Origin of the sequence: Neptuniibacter sp. QD37_6 (assembly GCF_047778085.1) — a bacterium.
In the GTDB taxonomy this organism is placed as follows: Bacteria; Pseudomonadota; Gammaproteobacteria; order Pseudomonadales; family Balneatricaceae; genus Neptuniibacter.
In genome coordinates this window covers 770,367-790,104 of the sequence record NZ_CP180550.1, presented here as the reverse complement: position 1 = coordinate 790,104, position 19,738 = coordinate 770,367, and the positions used below count along the sequence as shown (strand labels likewise).

Sequence of the window (19,738 nt, the reverse complement as noted above, 5' to 3'; positions counted from 1 at the left end):
GCATCCTAGCACTAATTATTAACCTTACAAGCCAACAACAACCGATTAACCAAACATAAATAGCTATTGAGCTATCTGGCTCACTACTCTCTCTAAATAACTAAAGTAAACAATCATGTTATTATGTTCTTAAGAGCAACGCTCAAATATAAGGATCAATTTCTATGAATAAAATCGTAACTAAAGCGGTAATCCCTGTAGCAGGTCTAGGAACTCGCGTACTTCCTGCAAGTAAAGCGATTCCAAAAGAGATGATGCCTGTTGTAGACAAGCCGGTAATACAGCACGTAATAGAAGAAGCTGTGGCCGCAGGAATTAAAGATATTGTCTTAGTTACTCGATCAGGCAAAGCCGCGATAGAAGATCACTTTGATTGCCATTACGAACTAGAAGCCGAGTTAGAACGCAAAGGCAAAACAGCCATCTTAGAATCCGTGCAAAACATACTTCCATCCGATGTATCCATTAGCGCAGTTCGCCAAGATAAAGCGCTAGGACTCGGTCATGCTGTTCTATGCGCCGCACCAATTATCGGCAATGAAGACTTTGCAGTATTACTACCCGACATGCTGATCAACTGTTACGGGCTTCCACAAACTGATCTATCAGCCATGGTAGAAACTTATCAAAATACAGGTTGCGGCCAAATCATGGTTGAACCGGTCCCAATGGAGCACGTAGATCGCTACGGTGTAGTAGATTGCTCAGGAGTAGCAATCACTGCTGGCCAATCTGCAAATATATCTCGCATGGTTGAAAAACCGCCTATAGATGAAGCGCCGTCTAACTTAACGATTAACGGTCGTTATATTCTACCGGCACGTATCATGGAGCTACTAAAGGATACGAAACCTGGTGCAGGCGGAGAGATCCAATTAACAGATGCCATGGCAGACTACCTAAATGAAGGTAACCTTCAAGCGTTCCACATGAGCGGCAAAACTTACGATTGCGGTAACAAAGCAGGTTACCTACAAGCGAATGTTGTTTATGGCCTTCAACACGAAGAAACCGCTGAAAGCCTGAAAACATTTATTAAAGAGCTAAATCTTTAATATCGAGACAGGACGCCTCTCTCAGATCACCGCCTAAGAGAGGTATACCACCTCGAAATATCTATTTCAAAAAGATACCTCTAGCTGTATCAGAGATATCCAAGGAAGGATTTTACCCCGCATAAAAAGAGCAGGTAAAATACTGAATCTAGCGATTAGCTCCAATAAGGAACACCTGATGTCTTCAATTGAATCAATAGCATGGAAAGACCTCCAATCCCATGCTTCTTATATGTCTCAATCACATATAAGCACTCTATTCCTACAGGACTCTGATCGCTTCCAACACCTCACCTTTGAACAGAAAGATCTGCTCCTCGATTTATCTAAACAAAGAATCACAAGCGAGACCATATCTCTATTAATCAAACTCGCTGAGGAAAAACAGCTTTCCGAATGGATCACTAAACTATTCAAAGGCGATCATGTAAATGATTCGGAAGACAGACCAGCCTTGCACACAGCTCTGAGGTCTCCTGCCCATTACTCTCTAGACCTATCAGGAACAAATATCATTGATGAGGTCCATGACAATTTAGAAAGAATGGAGCAACTTGTAACTCGAATTCACTCAGGCCAATGGCGCGGTTACACAGGACATTCTATTGATACAGTGGTTAATATTGGCGTAGGAGGGTCAGACCTAGGCCCATTTATGGCATGTAAAGCCTTGTCAGAAAACACTCCAGACATAGCACGTAAAATAAAGGTCCATTTTGTATCCTCAATGGACGGCAGCCAGATGGCCGATCTACTCGACGAATTAAACCCAGCCAGAACGCTATTCATTATTTCGTCGAAATCATTCACTACGATAGATACCCTAGCCAATGCTCAAACAGCTAAAGAGTGGCTAAAAAAATCAAGCTACGCTGGCAGCGAAGAAACGCTTGTATCCCGTCATTTTATCGGCGTTTCAGCCAACCCTGATAAAGTCGTGGAATGGGGCATTCCTAAAAGCAATCAACTCGAATTTTGGGATTGGACTGGCGGACGATATTCAATGTGGTCCACTATTGGACTGCCAATCGCATTAAAACTCAGCATGGCCGGATTCAAAGATCTACTTGCTGGTGCACATGAAATGGATGAACATTTCAAAACAGCACCACTAGACGTAAATCTACCCGTCCTTCTTGCTATGACAGGCATCTGGAACATCAACTTTCAGAACATAAATGCCCACGCGATCCTACCGTATGACGGTAGACTATGTCACATTCCAGCCTACCTTGAGCAGCTTGAAATGGAGAGCAACGGTAAATCCGTTGATCGACAGGGCAATAGCGTAACCTACAAGACCTGCCCTATATTATGGGGAGAAGTAGGAACCAATGCTCAGCACGCTTTTTATCAATTGCTTCATCAAGGCACAGAAGCAGTTATGTGTGATTTTATCGTTGCAGCTAGAAGGTATCATGACACTGATAATTCAGAACTCCAGCATCAACATCAGTTAAATTTAGCAAACTGTCTCGCCCAATCTAGAATTTTAGCGCTAGGTGATTCCGTTCTCGAAGGAGCTGAAGATGCTCCGGCCTACAAGCGCTACAAAGGCAATCAACCATGCACAACGATCATGCTGGATGAACTTACTCCATTTTCTTTTGGACAGCTGATTGCTCTATACGAACATAAAGTTTTTGTGCAGTCTGTTATCTGGAATATTAACCCGTTTGATCAATGGGGCGTAGAGCTAGGCAAGAAAGTAGCCACATCCTTGCTTAGCGCCTTCGATACGAACAACCCAACACCTAAATTCGACAGTTCAACCGACGGCTTAATAAACAGAATTGCAGACAAAGGAGAAGCTAAATGAAGATTACCATTTGGGGTAACGAACTCCTTGCATGGACTGCAGCCGCTGCACTAGCTGAAAGCGGCAATCATATTTTCTTAGTTACCAATGAACATGAAGCACCTAACGAGCAAGATCTGGAGTTCAAAGTTAGTAATGAACCGGGGCTTGAACAGTTAATTCTGGATGCTCAATCTAATGGCCGACTCATCATTGGATCACGAGCTGAAGGCATAGAACATGCCTCAAACCATATTTTGGCATTAAACCCTGACCAGTTTAAAACCGCCGAACGCCTTATCAGCCGCATCAGTCAGCATCATTCATCCAACGCTTTGATCATCAACCAATCCAATTTTGGCGTTGGTAGTTCAGATAAGTTACAAAAGCTGCTAGACGAAACTAACAATCAAGTCATTTGCTACATACCAGATATGCTGTCTGAAGGCTCAGCCTTACAAGACTACAAATGGCCGCACACAGTTATATTAGGATGCACTAATGACTGGGCCATGCTATACATCAAAACCTTGATGCGTCCATTTAGCCAAGCAGTAAAACAGTGGAAAGTCATGTCGACCAAAGAAGCTGAATTCACGAAATTTGCCAACACTGGAATGCTTGCTCTGCGCTTGGGATATATTAATGAACTTGCAAATCTGGCTGATCAGCTTGAAGTTGATATTGAAGTTATTCGAGAAGCGATGATCACTGACCCGCGTATTGGACCACACTACCTCAACCCCGGTTGTGGCTTTGGCGGCCTACATTTCCAACAGTACATTGAAGCCCTGTCAGAGTTAATGACAGAAGCGAGGAATTCAAAGCTGCTTGATACCGTACTGATTGAAAATGAAAAGCAAAAAGAACAGCCATTCCGTAAATTATGGCGACACTATTCCTGTGATCTTGGGGAAAAAATCATAACAATTTGGGGACTGTCATTCAAACCTGGCACCGCCAGTATCGATAACGCTCCTAGCTTAAAAGTGATTGATACACTGCTAGCACAAGGTTGCAAAGTTCATATGCACGACCCAGAAGCCATGAACAATATTCATGAGCATTTTGGAGAACAAGAGAAACTAGAGTACTTTGATAATAATTATGAAGCACTGAGAGGTAGCGATGGGCTACTGCTTCTAACTGACTGGCCCGAATATTGGTCACCTGATTACAGTATGCTACTCAGCTTAATGAATCATCCACTAATCATTGATGGCAGGAACATCTTTGATAAAGAGATGTTACATAGCCTAGGCTTTACTTATCATGGTGTAGGCAGATAAGGCTCTAATAAATTGAATAATGTATTTACCCAAAAATACAAAACCTGGATCTGGATAGCCTTTCTTCTTGCAGTTGCAGCATTGGTCTACGGGATATTTCGCCCAACACCTCCTGAAAGGATCTTTGAAAATTCAGATAAAGTAGGCCACTTTATAGCTTTCTTCAGCGTTTCGCTGCTTGGGCGCTTAGCCCTTTATAAAGTATCCGGCTTATCTTATTGGGCAGTCTGGTTAATTCTTGCATGCTCACTGGAATTTCTTCAAGAAATTCTCCAACCACTGCGCCATTTCTCTGTAGCTGACACTTTAGCCAATGTAATTGGCGTAAGCATAGCAATGTTCCTTTACGCCGTACTTACAAAAATCAAATAATCCAGCAGCCCCAAAAATTAACTGGTGAGTTCTAACTTATAAAAAGCCGCAATTATATTAATTGTACACTCAGCTTTCGAAGCAATAAGAAATAGATAAAACCCTCTTTCCTCAAGCTTAATAATCAAATATTACTTTTTATTAACAAGCCTCACACCTAAAACTCATGCATCCCAACAACCAGCGAATCAAGATTCGCTCCAAACAGGCATTTAACAACAGATACAAAAATTAAAAAAAAGCAGCTAAAGAAATGGAAACAAGCTTTAGGCTTCTTATTTTAAAAAGACCATAAAGCATGCCAAAACCCTGCTACCTAAAATTAGGAATTTTTCTTATATATTTACGCATTTCATAAACTTAATATATTTACCAGCAGAGAGATCAAGGATGATCTGCGCCTTCAAGGATGAAGGCCTCTGCTATTTGATCAGGGAAGATAAGGAGCCGACAAGGATGTCGGTACCCTTCCCCTCCTCAGGAGTAAAACGTGATTCGTCTTACCGCTACCACTTCTATTCATTGAATAGATAAGCCCCTTTCCCTTAAAAAGCCATTATTAAACCTCAGACTGATTCAATACGACCATATTGATCTTTGTATCTCACAATATCATCTTCACCTAAATACTCACCTGACTGAACTTCTATGATAATTAAATTTTCCTCAGTAGGGTTTCTTAGTGAATGAACTTCGCCAATGGGAATGTAAGTAGACTCATTCTGACGCACCGTATAAGTCTCAGATCCCTGAACAACCTCTGCACACCCCTTCACCACAACCCAATGCTCAGCTCGACATTCATGCTTTTGTAAAGATAAAGCAGCACCCGGGCTAACCGTGATCTGTTTCACTTGATAACCATCACCGGTTCCAATTAAGTCATATTTTCCCCAAGGGCGATAAACTGCTCGATGATGGACATACTCTGAACGCCCCTCCATTTCTAACCGTTTTACTATGTGTTTAACATTTTGAACATCATTTTTATCAGCAACTAAGACAGCATCAGAACTCTCTACAATCACTAAATTATCCACACCCACCGCAGCCACAAGCCGATCCGAAGAATGAAGGTAGCTATTAGTTACATCTTGAGCTAAAACATCACCAACAACAGCATTATTCGCAGGATCTTTACTCACCAAATCCCAAAGAGAACTCCAACTACCTAAATCTGACCAACTCAACTCAAAAGGAATCACAACAACCGATTCAGATGATTCGCATAACGGCTCCATCAAAGCATAATCGATAGAGATTGAAGGACTTTTCTTAAAGTGGGTTTTAGATACCCTTACAAAGTCCAAATCAGCAGCTTTATGCTTAAATGATTCCAATGCCGATACAAACACCTCTACAGCAAACTTTTGAAGCAAATACAGATAACGATTCGGAGTGACGATAAATATCCCACTATTCCAAAGGAACTCCCCTGAACCCAGGTAGGCCTCTGCGTCAGCAGCAATAGGTTTCTCTGTGAATTGTTGGACACTCCTCGCACCAGAAGCCTCATCAACCTCTACTGTACAATGTATATAACCATAACCAGTTTCCGCCCTAGTTGGTTGCACTCCAAGCGTTACTACTAAGCCTTCTTTAGCAAATTTCTCAGCTGACTTTAAATACCCTCGAAATGCAGCCCCATCAGTTATCAGGTGATCAGACGGCAAAACAACCATAGCCTCATCACCACAGCCATCCGTCACAGCCTGCAAGGCTGCAATAGCAATGGCTGGCGCCGTATTTCTAGCCACCGGCTCTAATAGAACTGTCCCTTTAACATCAGCTAACCTCTGCTGTTCCGCCACCATAAAACGATGTTCTTCATTTGCTACGAAGTAAAATTTATCTGAGAGGTCTCTTACCCTGTTAACAGTCTCTCTTAATAGAGACATATCAGAGTTTAGATTTAGAAATTGTTTAGGGTAGTGAGCGCGAGATAAAGGCCACAAACGAGCTCCCGACCCGCCACACAAAATTACCGAAATCATGATTACTTACTTTATATTAAAAATCAGCCTATCAAAGAGCATCAAATATACCGGCACAAGCTAGTATTTTGAATAAAGCTAACCATACAAAATCTAAAGAAGAGAGCTTTAATACCTCAGAGTACATCACATATTCACCTGAATACTTCTACCACGACCTATTCCGTAGTATTCAAGCCCATGGCGCTCGACCATTTCTGGCTCGTACATATTACGGCCATCAATAATCACGGGGTGTTTCAGTGAGTCTCTTATTAGACCAAAATCTGGAGACCAAAATGCCCGCCATTCCGTACAGATGACCAAAAGATCTGCGCCTTGCAAAGCACTTTCTTTAGTGCCGACTAACTCCAGATCCAAACAGTGGCCATAGATTCTTTGCGCTTCCTCCATCGCTTCTGGGTCATAAGCTCTAACTTTAGCACCATGCTCCCACAGAGCCTCAATCAAAACTCGACTGGTTGCTTCACGCATATCATCGGTTTTTGGTTTAAAAGACAAGCCCCAGACAGCAACTGTTTTACCATCTAAGTCACCTTTGAAATAGTTATTCACATGCTTGAATAAAAGGGACTTTTGCCGATAATTAACCGCCTCAACTGATTTAAGCAACTGAGCATCGTAATCTATATCATCTGCTGTATTTACTAAGGCCTGAACATCCTTAGGGAAACAAGAACCACCATATCCACAGCCAGCATAGATAAAGTGGTAACCGATACGCTCATCTGCACCAATACCTCGGCGGACATTTTCAATATCAGCTCCTAGACGCTCAGCAAGGTTAGATATTTCATTCATAAAACTGATTTTAGTAGCCAGCATGCAATTAGCTGCGTACTTGGTCAGCTCTGCACTGCGCACATCCATAAAAATCATTCGATCATGATTCCGGTTAAAGGCTGAGTAAAGCTCACGCATTTGAGTTTCTACATGCTGACTATCCGTACCTATAACGATACGATCCGGGCGCATACAATCATTGACTGCGGCACCTTCTTTTAGAAACTCAGGGTTAGAAGCAACATGATATTCTAATTCTTTACTTCACGATGCCAGTACCGATGAAACTTTGACAGAGACTTGGTCTGCAGTACCTACAGGCACTGTAGACTTATCCACAATAATTTTTGGCGATTCCATGTGGGTAGCAATCGTTTCTGCCACCGCGAGGACATATTTTAGATCTGCAGAGCCATCCTCATCTGGTGGCGTTCCCACAGCAATAAATTGAATCTCAGCATGAGCAACACCTTCGACTGCATCGGTCGTGAAATACAGTCGTCCAGCTTCAAAGTTACTTTGAACAATCGGCGTTAGACCGGGCTCATAAATAGGGATAATGCCTTTTTTTAAATCATCAACCTTCTTCTGATCGACATCGACACAGACTACTTCGTGCCCCACATCGGCCAGAACAGCAGCCTGAACCAAACCTACATATCCAATACCAAAAACAGTAACCTTCATGCGCTTCTCACTTTTTCAACGAATGAGAAGACTCTATGACCTGTTTGCTAAAAACTTATTTCGAAGAGATGACTGATTGGTGACAACAGTACAGACATAAAAAACGGCGACCTCCTGCACAGAGTCGCCGTTTGTTTTTTTTCACTCTCGAAAAAGTCGCCTCCGAAGAGGCGCGAGCCAAGAGAGTGGAAAACTTGCTTATTAGAGTACTAGGCGACGAATATCGCTTAGTAAGCCGTTTAGGTAGGTTAGGAACTTACCTGCATCACCACCATTGATAGCGCGGTGATCATAAGATAGACACAGAGGTAGCATCTTACGTGGCTCGAACTCTTTACCGTTCCAGCGCGGTTCAATATCAGCTTTAGATATACCCAAGATTGCCACTTCTGGTGCATTAACGATTGGCGTAAAGCCAGTACCACCAATGCCACCTAGGCTAGAGATTGTGAAGCATGCGCCCTGCATTTCATCAGGTTTAAGCTTACGATCTTTAGCTTTACCAGCCAGCTCGATCGCTTCCTTAGACAGCTCATAGATACTCTTCTTGTCTGCGTCCTTAATTACAGGAACCATCAGACCGTTAGGCGTATCTACCGCCATACCAATATTTACATACTTCTTGTAAACAATGTGCTCGCCATCAGCGTGCAGAGAAGCATTGAACTTAGGATGCTCCTTCAACGCGATCGCAATAGCTTTTAGCATGAATGGTAGCGGTGTCAGCTTAACGCCAGACTTCGCCGCCTCATCCTTCATCTCTTTACGGAACGCTTCCAGATCGGTGATATCGGCCTTATCGAACTGAGTCACGTGTGGAATATTCAACCAGCAGCGGCTCATGTTGTCGCGTGTAACTTTAGCGATTTTGCTAAGTTTCTCGACTTCCACTTCACCAAACTTGCTGAAATCTACTTCAGGGATAGCCGGGATACCTGAACCACCTGTGACTGCACCACCTTTTGGCGCCTCAGCCAGCTGTTTCAGAGCACCTTTAACATATGCCTGAACATCTTCTTTTACGATACGACCACGACGGCCGGTACCAGCGACAAGAGACAGATCAACACCAAATTCACGAGCAACTGCACGAACAGCAGGACCAGCATGAACTGTTTTGTTTTTCTTCTCTAGTGCAGCAAGATCAACCTTACCCGCAGCAGGCGCTGGCTTAGCCGGAGCTGGAGCTGGAGCTGGAGCCGCAGGTACAGATGCCGTAGGAGCTGGCGAAGCAGCAGGAGCAGGTGCGGCGCTGCCCGAAACTTCAAGTTCTAGCAGCAGATCACCTTCGTTTACCGTATCGCCTTCGTTGATCTTCATGGAAACAACCGTACCTGCTTTAGGTGCTGGCACTTCCATAGATGCTTTATCGGTTTCTAGTACGATTAGGCTATCGCCTTCTTCAACGCTGTCGCCGTCTTTTACCAATACCTCAACAACGTCTACATCGCTCGCACCCGATAGATCAGGGATAAGAACATTCTCTTTACCACCTGCAACAGGTGCTGGTGCAGACGCAGCTTCCTGAGCTGGTGCCGGGGACGCAGCAGGTGCAGTTTCAGCTGGAGCAGCCGCATCTCCAACACTCAGCTCCATCAAAAGATCACCTTCGTTAACTTGATCATCAACGTTAATCTTCATAGAAACCACAACACCATCTTTAGGTGCTGGCACTTCCATAGATGCTTTATCTGTTTCCAGTACGATCAGGCTATCGCCTTCAGATACTGTGTCACCGTCTTTTACCAGTACTTCAACAACATCTACATCAGTTGCGCCGGACAGATCCGGGATCAGTACATTTTCAACGGCAGAAGCGGCTGCAGGTGCAGCAACTGGAGCCGGTGCAGCTTCTGGTGCAGCAGCCGGCGCAGGCGCTTCTTCTGCGGCTGGATCTACAGATGCAGCAGCACCTGTGTCTAGCTCAAGCAGAAGATCACCTTCGTTTACTTGGTCATCAACATTGACCTTCATGGATACAACCACACCACTATGAGTCGCTGGCACTTCCATGGATGCTTTATCTGTTTCCAGAACAATCAGGCTATCGCCTTCGCTGATGGTGTCGCCGTCATTTACCAGCACTTCAACAACATCAACATCTGTGGAACCTGATAGGTCTGGCACAGTAATTGTGATAATACTCACTTTGAATTCCTCCAGTTCTAAGCTGTTAAGAAGCTCATCGCAGACTTAAACAGTCCACGGTGCCGGTTTAGCCGGGTTGATGTTGAACTTCTGCATGGCTTTAGCGACAACTTCGCCTTCAACCTTGCCTTCTTCCTGGAGTGCTCTTAGCGCAGCCAGAACAACGTAGTAACGGTTAACTTCAAAGAATTCACGCAACTTAGTACGTGTATCAGAACGACCGTAGCCATCTGTACCTAGTACCTTGAAGTTACGAGGAATGTATTCGCGTAGCTGATCAGCATAAGAGCGCATGTAGTCAGTCGATGCGATAACCGGACCTTCACCACGACTTTCGATGCACTGAGTTACGTATGCTTTCTTCTGCTCAGCTTCTGGGTTCAGCATGTTCTCACGAGCTACTGACATCGCATCACGACGAAGTTCGTTGATCGATGTTGTGCTCCAGATATCAGACTCAACACCAAACTCTTCGCTTAGAATTTCAGCCGCAGCTTCAACTTCACGAAGGATCGTGCCACAGCCCATTAGCTGAACTTTCTTATCGGAATCCTTACCCTCTTTCAGCAAGTACATACCTTTGATGATGCCGTCTTCAGCACCTTGTGGCATTGCTGGGTGGTGGTAGTTTTCGTTCATTGTCGTGATGTAGTAGAAGCAGTTCTCCTGATCCTGATACATGCGACGTAGACCGTCCTGAACAATCACAGCTAGCTCGTAGCCATAGGTTGGATCGTAGGACTTACAGTTCGGAATCATCTGAGCCATCAGATGGCTGTGACCATCCTGGTGCTGCAGACCTTCACCGTTTAGCGTTGTACGACCAGAAGTCGCACCGATCAGGAAGCCACGAGCCTGCATATCACCTGCAGCCCACGCCAAATCCATCACACGCTGGAAACCGAACATAGAGTAGTAAATGTAGAACGGAACCATTGTGCAGTTGTTGTTTGCATAGGATGTAGCCGCAGCCATCCATGCAGACATCGCACCTGCTTCGTTGATACCTTCTTCTAGAATCTGACCTGTTTTAGATTCTTTGTAGAACATGATCTGATCAGAATCGTGTGGTACGTAGCGCTGACCTTCAGAAGTGTAAATACCCAACTGACGGAACATACCTTCCATACCGAACGTACGAGCTTCATCAGGTACAATTGGTACAACACGCTCACCCATGTTTTTGTTTTTAACCAGCGTGCTCATCACACGGTTAAGCACCATTTGAGTAGAGGCTGCGCGCTTACCACTGTCTTTCAACTGACCATCAAAATCAGACAATGGCGGCGTTTCTAGTTTTTCGAACTCTGTGCGACGCACTGGGTAGAAACCACCCAAGCTTTCACGACGCTCGAACATATACTTCATTTCTGGTGAATCTGGTGCCGGACGGTAGTAAGGCACGTCCTTCAACTGATCATCAGATAGTGGGATGTTAAAGCGATCACGGAAATCTTTAAGATCGTCCATCGCTACTTTCTTCATCGAGTGCGTGTCGTTCTTCGCTTCGCCCGATTTACCCGTACCGTAACCTTTTACAGTCTGTGCAAGGATTACAGTTGGCTGACCTTTGTGATTTACTGCTTCGTTGTATGCAGCAAATACTTTGTAAGGGTCATGACCACCACGGTTCAGATTCATAATGTCATCATCAGATAGATCTGAAACCATCTCTAGTAGTTCTGGGTACTTACCGAAGAAGTGCTCACGAGTGTACGCGCCACCATTAGCCTTGTAGTTTTGCAACTCACCGTCACAAACTTCGTCAAAGCGTTTTTGAAGAAGACCTTTAGTGTCTTTTTCGAACAGGGCGTCCCAATGACGACCCCATAGACATTTGATAACGTTCCAACCAGCGCCGCGGAAGATACCTTCTAGCTCTTGAACAATCTTGCCGTTACCACGAACAGGACCATCGAGACGCTGTAGGTTACAGTTAACTACGAAGATCAGGTTTTCAAGCTGCTCACGACCTGCAAGAGAGATAGCACCTAGAGATTCTGGCTCATCACACTCACCGTCACCTAGGAAAGCCCATACCTTACGATCACCACGATTAATCAATTCACGCGCAGAAAGGTAACGCATTACGTGCGCTTGGTAGATTGCTTGAATTGGACCAAGACCCATAGATACGGTTGGGAATTGCCAGAAATCAGGCATCAACCACGGGTGTGGGTAAGATGAAAGACCGTTGCCATCAACTTCACGGCGGTAGTTGTCCATCTGATCTTCAGTTAAACGACCTTCTAGGTAAGCACGAGAGTAGATACCTGGAGAGATATGGCCTTGGAAGAAGACCATGTCAGATTCCTGACCGCCTTCGTTACCGCGGAAGAAGTAGTTAAAACCGATATCGTATAGCGTTGCAGAAGAGGAGAAAGATGAAATGTGGCCACCCAGGCCATCTTCGTTGTCGTTAGCACGCATAACCATTGCCATCGCGTTCCAACGAATGAAAGAACGAATACGGCGCTCCATGAACAGGTCGCCTGGCATACGTGATTCATCTTTAACAGAAATAGTATTGCGGTAAGGTGTAGTCAGCGCCGTACCAGAGCTTACGCCCATATCATTGGCTTTTTCACCTAACTTACGCAGTATGTATTTGGCACGATCGTCGCCATCATTCTTTGCAACTGATTCCAGCGCATCCAACCACTCTTGGGTTTCAATTGGATCAACGTCATCAATAATGTCTTGCACTTTGACCTCTCCACTCTAAAAAGTTAACGCAGCATGTATTTTTTGTAATCTGATCTTTGTTAACCAAACCAACTTGTTACATTAAAAGTAGCAGTTGAATGACTAAACAGACCTTATAATATTAGTTTTGTAGTAATACTACATTTAAATTAGTACTTATGTCTACATTTATACTCAAAACGTATCAAAAAACTAAAACAGGCACTTATTTGTGTAGTTTATATACAAGAATTAAATATTAGCTCGGCGCAGAGCACGCTCTAAACGTGTATTTTCACGCTCACCTTCCAACAACGCCTCTTCGACATAAGCCAGATGGTGATGAGCTGCCTGACGCGCCTTTTCAGGATCACCTTCTAAAATCGCATCCATCAGCACTTTATGCTGATCATGGATCTTTTCGCGGTAATCTGAGTTCGGGTAGATGTTTTTAAGGTTGTCCCAGATATGTTCGCGCAGCAGATTAAACAACGCTCGCATCATATGCAGAAGAACCATGTTGTGAGTTGAGGCAGCGATTGCCAAGTGGAAGTCCACATCAGCATATACCTCTTTCTGAATGTCTTTCGTATCATGATAGCGCTGAAGATCGTCGTAACACTTCAAGATCGCCTCTTTATCAGCAGGCGTACTTCGAAGGGCCGCATAATAAGCTGCAACACCTTCTAAAGCATGACGAAACTCTAGCAGATCATATTGAGCTTCAGGGTGGGTTCGAAATAACTCAAGCAGTGGATCAGAGAAGGAACCACCCAAATCTTCAGAGACATAAGTACCACCGCCCTGGCGACTGATTAGCAAACCCTTAGCCGCCAATTTTTGAACTGCTTCTCTAAGCGAAGGCCTAGATACTTCAAACTGCTTTGCAAGTTCGCGCTCAGGTGGTAATTTTTGTCCTGGCTTTAACGTCCCTTCCAAAATCATGGCTTCCATCTGTTCCATGATTACGTCAGAAATCTTTGGCTGCTTAACCCGGTTGTAACTCATCTTTCACACTCAAATTATATTGGTAAGACCAATATCAATAGTAATTTATTCTACATTAGCAACACAATAGCCTAAGCGGAATAATTTTATTTACCACATTTATCCTATTCACAGAGCCTATATAAATGCTGACTATGAAATAGATTTCACCAATGTTATAAATCTGGACTATAGTCATTTAGCAGCAAAAAAACATTGACAGACCTTGCTCAAAAAAAATACAGTAGCATATCTCTAATGGTAAATTGGTATTACCAATTGAGATTACTGCAGCGCAGCAGAGGTCTTATCATCCCAATACCCTCTCCTCCTGCATCTCAATACTAAATATAAAAAAATGAATCTCTTAGAGGATGTGACATGAAAAAGTTCGCCAAGTCTCTGATCTCTGCAGCTGTAGTTACTGCTGCTATTGCAGGTACGACAGCTCCAGCTCAAGCTGCTGACAAACTACTTCTAAAAACTCCAATTGCTTTCGGATCTCACCTACCAGCGCTAGGCACTCCAATCGTTTGGGTTGCTGACCAGCTTAAGCTTGTAAGTGACGGCAAAATGAAAATGAAAATTTATGAGCCAGGCAAATTGGTTAGCCCTAAAGAGATTCTGGACGCAGTTTCTACTGGTAAAGTTAACTCTGGTTACTCTACTGCTGGTTACTGGCAAGGCAAAATGCCTGCAGCTGCACTTTTCTCTGCAGTTCCATTCGGCCCAGAAGCTGGCGAATACATGGCTTGGTTGTACTACGGTAACGGTATGAACCTTTACCAAGAGATGTACGACACAGCAGGCTACAACGTTAAAGTTCTTCCTTGTGCGATTATCTCTCCAGAAACATCTGGTTGGTTCTCTAAGCCAATCGAAAAACCAGAAGACCTAAAAGGTCTTAACATGCGTTTCTTCGGTCTAGGTGCTGATGTAATGGAAAAACTGGGCGTAGGCACAGTTCAACTTCCAGGCGGCGAAATCTTCGGTGCACTTGAGAAAGGTGCAATCGATGCATCTGAGTTCTCTCAGCCTGCAATTGACCAGCGTCTAGGCTTCCACAAGATCGTTAAGTACAACTACTTCCCAGGCTGGCACCAGCAGGCGACAGTATTCGAACTACTGATCAACAAAGACACTTGGGGCAAGATGAGCAAAGGTCAGAAAGCACTTGTTGAAACAACATGTAAAGCGTCTATGACTAACGCGATTGCTGAAGGTGAAGCGATGCAGTTCCCTGTAATGCAGAAAGCAGCTGACAACGGCGTTCAGATCCGTTACTGGAACGACACAATGCTAAGCACTTTCAAATCTACTTGGGATGAAGTAGTTGCAGAGAAAACTGCTGCTGATCCATTCTTCAAGAAAGTATGGGATGACATGAGCACGTTCCGTAAAGGTTACGACCTTTGGGAAGCTAACGCATTCCTACCACGCGCAACTAAGTAAGACGACTATCTTCGGAAGGTGCCCAGCCCTCCGAAGAATTTCAGGGCAGCTTCGGCTGCCCTGTTTGCCTGTACATACAGGTAATCTATAAAAATAAATAATTAGATTTTTGAGTGAGCACTACTCGGCAAAGAATCTAATAAGAAGTAGCGAAGGTAAGTTTCAGTGACTGAAAATGAAAAGCTGACCCCCGTGCCCCTCGCAGATGCGATAGATAACTTTATTAAACGCATCGGTCTCACTATCGCTTGGACCTATGTAGTTCTTGTTTTAGTGATTATGCTGCAGGTCATTTTGCGCAAAGGATTTGCTAGCGGCTTAATTGCCCTAGAAGAGCTGCAATGGCACCTATATTCCATTGGCGTAATGTTTGGTCTTTCTTATGCCCAAACCACAAATTCACATATTCGCGTAGACCTGTTCTATTCCCGCCTAAGGGCGAACACTAAGCGCTGGATCGAAGTTATTAGTATCCCAACAATGGTTCTACCATTCGTTGCAATCATCTTTATGCAAAGTATCGATTTTGTTGCTGAATCCTATCGAGTAAACGAAGGCTCAGAAGCCGCTTCCGGCCTACCGTATCGCTGGATAATAAAAGGAGTTATTCCAGTAAGTTTTGGCTTACTAGGACTAGCGCTTATCTCTCGTTTTATTCGTGATTTGACTCTAATAATTAAAGGTGATGACTGATGGATGCGAATGAAGTTCTCGTAATCGCGATGTTCCTGTCGTTCATCGCGCTTCTATTTACAGGCATACCTGTCGCTTGGGTATTAGGCGGCATCGGTATTGTTTTTGCCTTTTTAGGGCAATTTACAGACACATACATGGATACCATGACGGGTCTTGACTACACCACACTTGGGCTTGTAGTTAACCGTCTATGGACCATCATGGAAAACTGGATTCTGGTAGCCCTTCCCATGTTCATATTTATGGGGATCATGCTTGATAAGTCTGGCGTTGCTGAGCGCTTGATGAAATCAATGCAGGAGCTATTTGGTCGTGTACACGGTGGTCTTGCTATTACAGTGACAGCGATTGGTATTATCCTCGCAGCATCCACCGGCATCATCGGTGCATCCGTTGTACTACTGGCGGTTATGTCACTACCAGCGATGACTAAGCAGGGCTATAACATGCCACTTGCACTAGGTACGATCGCTTCTGCAGGTACACTAGGCATCCTAATCCCACCAAGCATCATGCTGGTTATCATGGCTGACCAATTAGGTCTGTCAGTTGGTGACCTATTTATGGGCGCTGTATTCCCAGGCCTAATGCTTGGCGCGTTTTACATTATCTACATTCTTGCTCGCGGCTTTATCAACCCAAGTCACATGCCGATCCCAGATGATGCAAAACCTGTTGATCTAAAGATCTTCTTTAATGTCCTTAAAGATGTTCTACCGACTCTACTTCTTATCATTGTAGTGCTAGGTTCTATCTTTGCGGGTATTGCTACGCCAACTGAAGCGGCAGGTGTAGGTGCGTTTGGTGCAACGCTTCTAGCGATGTACAACAAGAAATTTAGCTTCAAAGTACTACATGAAGTTGTTGGCGGCACAATGAACACAACTGCCTACATCTTCGCGATCTTCATTGGTGCAACATGTTTCGCCCTTGTTCTTCGTGAACTAGGTGGTGATGAGATGATCGAAGAGTTCCTAACAGGCCTTCCATTTGGTCCTTATGGAATCATCTTCTTCATCCTAGCGGTTATTTTCCTACTAGGCTTCTTCCTAGATTGGATCGAAATCACGCTAATCATCTTGCCACTACTTGCACCTGTAATTTCGGCCCTCGGCTTAGACATTACAGCGCCTGGCATCGATAACCCAGAGTTGGTTTGGTTCGTCATGCTCGTCGCCATGGCCTTGCAGACCTCGTTCTTAACGCCCCCCGTCGGGTTTGCCCTCTTCTATCTTAAAGGGGTATGCCCACCAAACGTTAAGATCACTGATATTTACAAAGGTGTAATTCCTTTCATTATTCTTCAGTTAGCAGCGCTACTGGTACTAGTATTCTGGCCTCAGATCGTTCTTTGGCTACCAACTATCGCCTACAGTTAAGATAACTGAATAGCACTGGGTATCTAAGATGCCCAGTGCGCACATATATAATAATTAGGCCTTAAGGCCATTTAGAGCTAGTAGAGTACTTCATATGTCCAGTCACGATCTTCTCGATCAGTTAAGGTCTATCCTTGGCGAGAACAATGTTCTCACTGGGGAAAGCCAGACCGAACACTATCGCACAGGTTTCCGCTCCGGCGAGGGTTCAGCCCTTGCTGTAGTATTTCCAACCACACTTTTAGAACAGTGGAAGGTTCTAGATACCTGCATTAAAGCCGATAAGATTGTGATTATGCAGGCCGCTAATACAGGCCTAACAGAAGGCTCAACGCCAAGTGGTGAAGACTATGATCGTGAGATTATTGTCATCAACACTACACGCATGAACAAAATCTACCTGATTGATGAAGGCAAGCAAATTATCAGCTTCCCTGGGGCAACACTATTCACCCTAGAGAAGATGCTAAAGCCTATTAATCGTGCACCTCATTCTGTTATTGGCTCGTCCTGTATCGGCGCTTCAATTGTTGGCGGTATTGCGAACAATTCTGGCGGTGCCTTGGTTCAACGTGGGCCAGCTTATACTGAGCTATCTCTGTTTGCTCAGCTTAACGATAATGGCGAGTTGGAATTGGTAAATCACCTTGGCATTGACCTAGGCGAGACGCCAGAAGAGATCCTTACCAATCTAGAACAGAAAAACTTTACCGATGCTGATGTTGAAGCTAGCACCCAAAAAGCATCGGCAAACGATTATCCTGAAATTGTTCGCGATGTAGATGCAGACACACCTGCGCGCTACAACGCTGATACTAGCCGCTTATATGAATCCAGCGGTTGCGCAGGCAAAGTAGGTGTATTCGCTGTTCGCTTAGATACCTTCCCTGTCGCACAAAAGGAACAGGTTTATTACATTGGCACCAATGATGCCAATGAACTGACAGAGATTCGTCGTCACATTCTGCAACACTTCGATAACCTACCTGAAGTGGCTGAATACATGCATAAAGATATCTACGACATTGCTGAAAAATACGGCAAAGATACTTTTATGATGATTAACTACTTTGGCACCGATCCGCTTCCAAAGCTTTTTGCCATGAAAGGTCGTATCTCAGCAGCTCTGAATAAGATCAGCTTCTTGCCAAAAGATATTCCAGATCGGGTTATGCAGGTTATGAGCCGATGCTGGCCAAATATTCTGCCAAAACGTATGCGCGAGTTCCGCGAGAAATATGATCACTACCTCGTGCTAAAAATGAGCGATGATGGCATCTCTGAAGCGAATAAATTTCTAAAAGAGTTCTTCAGTAACAGTCAGTCTGGCGATTATTTCGAATGCGATGCAGATGAAGCCAAAAAAGCTTATCTACACCGTTTTGCCGCTGCAGGTGCCGCTATTCGTTATCAGATCATCCACCAGAATGAGGTCGAAGATATTCTGGCACTGGATATAGCACTGCGTCGAAATGATCCGGATTGGGTAGAAAAACTACCGGAAGAGATCAACAAGCATATAGTTCACTCACTCTACTACGGTCATTTCATGTGTCACGTTTTCCATCAGGATTACATTCTGAAGAAAGGCGCTGATGGTAAAGCGGTGAAGAAGATGATGTTAGACCTTCTTGCACAGAAAGGTGCGAAATACCCTGCTGAGCATAACGTAGGCCACCTATATGAAGCTGAAGAAGGGCTACAGAACTTCTACTTCTCGTTAGACCCAACAAATACGTTTAACCCAGGTATTGGTAAGACTCCAAAGTCTCGCTGCGGGTGTGGCTCGCCACATTAAATTGAGTTCTAAATTTAAATATTGAGCTAGGTCTATAGATTGCCGAGTAAATCTGAGCACCGACTTACAAAGTGCTAAACTGACCAAAATCAATACTTTAGTCTAAGACTGTTTTTGAGGAAATGATCATGGCACTTCCAGATATCAAAACTATTCTTTACGCAACATCTTTGGGCAAACACACTCGACCTGTATTCCGCCAAGCGGTTAATCAGGCAGTTCTAAATGATGCCAAGATCGTAATGCTGCACGTTGTAGAGCCGATGGGTGAGATGGGACATGCACTGATCCAAAACTATGTATCTGAAGATCTTATCAAGCAGATGCATGACGAAGGTATCAAAGAGATCCACAAAACAATGCAAGATCGTGTCGAGAAATTCTGCGAAGAAGAACTGCAAAGTTTAGATAAGCCTGTAGTGCTTAACATTGAACACAAGGTTGCTGAAGGCAATCAAACTGATTCTATTCTTGGTGCAGCACAAGCTGAAAATGCTGATATGATCGTTATGGGCGCGGAAAACCGATTTGGTCATCATAGCTATACAAGCCAGCAAGTGATGCGTAATTCCAAGATTCCTGTACTGATTGTTCAAACAGGTAAAGAGTAGGATT

The 19,738-nt window shown here is 44.1% G+C and carries 13 protein-coding genes and 1 pseudogene; 9 read left to right on the top strand and 5 right to left on the bottom strand.

What is annotated here, in order from left to right; all coding sequences use genetic code 11:
- Positions 1–164 precede the first annotated feature (164 nt).
- From galU to ACMXYO_RS03490, 4 genes are all read left to right on the top strand, one after another.
- Positions 165–1,055 (top strand): UTP--glucose-1-phosphate uridylyltransferase GalU, encoded by an 891-nt coding sequence (galU, locus tag ACMXYO_RS03505; RefSeq protein ID WP_415887086.1) that lies wholly within the window; start codon positions 165–167, stop codon positions 1,053–1,055.
- A 178-nt stretch (positions 1,056–1,233) separates the two neighbouring features.
- Positions 1,234–2,874 (top strand): glucose-6-phosphate isomerase, encoded by a 1,641-nt coding sequence (pgi, locus tag ACMXYO_RS03500; RefSeq protein ID WP_415887085.1) that lies wholly within the window; start codon positions 1,234–1,236, stop codon positions 2,872–2,874.
- Complete coding sequence (locus ACMXYO_RS03495; RefSeq protein WP_415887084.1) at positions 2,871–4,142, top strand: nucleotide sugar dehydrogenase; 1,272 nt, start codon at positions 2,871–2,873, stop codon at positions 4,140–4,142. Before pgi ends, ACMXYO_RS03495 begins: the two co-directional genes overlap by 4 nt.
- Before the next feature lie 12 nt (positions 4,143–4,154).
- Complete coding sequence (locus tag ACMXYO_RS03490) at positions 4,155–4,514, top strand: VanZ family protein (RefSeq protein WP_415887083.1); 360 nt, start codon at positions 4,155–4,157, stop codon at positions 4,512–4,514.
- Between the two features lie 566 nt (positions 4,515–5,080).
- On the opposite strand, the gene ACMXYO_RS03485 is transcribed toward ACMXYO_RS03490, so the two are convergent.
- The 5 genes and pseudogenes from ACMXYO_RS03485 to pdhR all read right to left on the bottom strand — a co-directional run bounded on the left by ACMXYO_RS03485 (position 5,081) and on the right by pdhR (position 13,819).
- On the bottom strand, positions 5,081–6,508 hold the full coding sequence (locus ACMXYO_RS03485) for a mannose-1-phosphate guanylyltransferase/mannose-6-phosphate isomerase (protein ID WP_415887081.1): 1,428 nt from the start codon (positions 6,506–6,508) through the stop codon (positions 5,081–5,083).
- A gap of 126 nt (positions 6,509–6,634) precedes the next feature.
- Positions 6,635–7,978 (bottom strand): annotated as a pseudogene (locus ACMXYO_RS03480) (UDP-glucose dehydrogenase family protein).
- Between the two features lie 201 nt (positions 7,979–8,179).
- Positions 8,180–10,126 (bottom strand): dihydrolipoyllysine-residue acetyltransferase, encoded by a 1,947-nt coding sequence (gene aceF / locus ACMXYO_RS03475; RefSeq protein ID WP_415887079.1) that lies wholly within the window; start codon positions 10,124–10,126, stop codon positions 8,180–8,182.
- 45 nt (positions 10,127–10,171) lie between these two features.
- Positions 10,172–12,832, bottom strand: coding sequence for a pyruvate dehydrogenase (acetyl-transferring), homodimeric type (gene aceE, locus ACMXYO_RS03470; RefSeq protein WP_415887077.1), 2,661 nt, complete (start codon positions 12,830–12,832; stop codon positions 10,172–10,174).
- A gap of 231 nt (positions 12,833–13,063) precedes the next feature.
- Positions 13,064–13,819: a pyruvate dehydrogenase complex transcriptional repressor PdhR gene (gene pdhR, locus ACMXYO_RS03465; protein WP_415883585.1), complete on the bottom strand. Its 756-nt coding sequence runs from the start codon at positions 13,817–13,819 to the stop codon at positions 13,064–13,066.
- 360 nt (positions 13,820–14,179) lie between these two features.
- Between pdhR and ACMXYO_RS03460 the strand changes: the two genes are divergently transcribed.
- From ACMXYO_RS03460 to ACMXYO_RS03440, 5 genes are all read left to right on the top strand, one after another.
- Positions 14,180–15,250, top strand: a complete 1,071-nt coding sequence (locus tag ACMXYO_RS03460; RefSeq protein ID WP_415887075.1) for a TRAP transporter substrate-binding protein — start codon at positions 14,180–14,182, stop codon at positions 15,248–15,250.
- Positions 15,251–15,415: 165 nt separating this feature from the next.
- Positions 15,416–15,943, top strand: coding sequence for a TRAP transporter small permease subunit (locus tag ACMXYO_RS03455; RefSeq protein WP_415887074.1), 528 nt, complete (start codon positions 15,416–15,418; stop codon positions 15,941–15,943).
- Positions 15,943–17,325, top strand: coding sequence for a TRAP transporter large permease (locus tag ACMXYO_RS03450; RefSeq protein ID WP_415887073.1), 1,383 nt, complete (start codon positions 15,943–15,945; stop codon positions 17,323–17,325). Before ACMXYO_RS03455 ends, ACMXYO_RS03450 begins: the two co-directional genes overlap by 1 nt.
- Positions 17,326–17,419: 94 nt before the next feature.
- Complete coding sequence (dld, locus tag ACMXYO_RS03445) at positions 17,420–19,123, top strand: D-lactate dehydrogenase (RefSeq protein ID WP_415887071.1); 1,704 nt, start codon at positions 17,420–17,422, stop codon at positions 19,121–19,123.
- A gap of 128 nt (positions 19,124–19,251) precedes the next feature.
- Positions 19,252–19,734 (top strand): universal stress protein, encoded by a 483-nt coding sequence (locus tag ACMXYO_RS03440; protein ID WP_415887070.1) that lies wholly within the window; start codon positions 19,252–19,254, stop codon positions 19,732–19,734.
- Positions 19,735–19,738 lie beyond the last annotated feature (4 nt).

Bases quoted from the DNA above. Each gene is read 5' to 3' on its own strand.
- galU (WP_415887086.1), top strand. From the start codon at position 165: ATGAATAAAATCGTAACTAAAGCGGTAATCCCTGTAGCAGGTCTAGGA.
- pgi (WP_415887085.1), top strand. From the start codon at position 1,234: ATGTCTTCAATTGAATCAATAGCATGGAAAGACCTCCAATCCCATGCT.
- ACMXYO_RS03495 (WP_415887084.1), top strand. From the start codon at position 2,871: ATGAAGATTACCATTTGGGGTAACGAACTCCTTGCATGGACTGCAGCC.
- ACMXYO_RS03485 (WP_415887081.1), bottom strand. From the start codon at position 6,508: ATGATTTCGGTAATTTTGTGTGGCGGGTCGGGAGCTCGTTTGTGGCCT.
- pdhR (WP_415883585.1), bottom strand. From the start codon at position 13,819: ATGAGTTACAACCGGGTTAAGCAGCCAAAGATTTCTGACGTAATCATG.
- ACMXYO_RS03460 (WP_415887075.1), top strand. From the start codon at position 14,180: ATGAAAAAGTTCGCCAAGTCTCTGATCTCTGCAGCTGTAGTTACTGCT.
- ACMXYO_RS03450 (WP_415887073.1), top strand. From the start codon at position 15,943: ATGGATGCGAATGAAGTTCTCGTAATCGCGATGTTCCTGTCGTTCATC.
- dld (WP_415887071.1), top strand. From the start codon at position 17,420: ATGTCCAGTCACGATCTTCTCGATCAGTTAAGGTCTATCCTTGGCGAG.
- ACMXYO_RS03440 (WP_415887070.1), top strand. From the start codon at position 19,252: ATGGCACTTCCAGATATCAAAACTATTCTTTACGCAACATCTTTGGGC.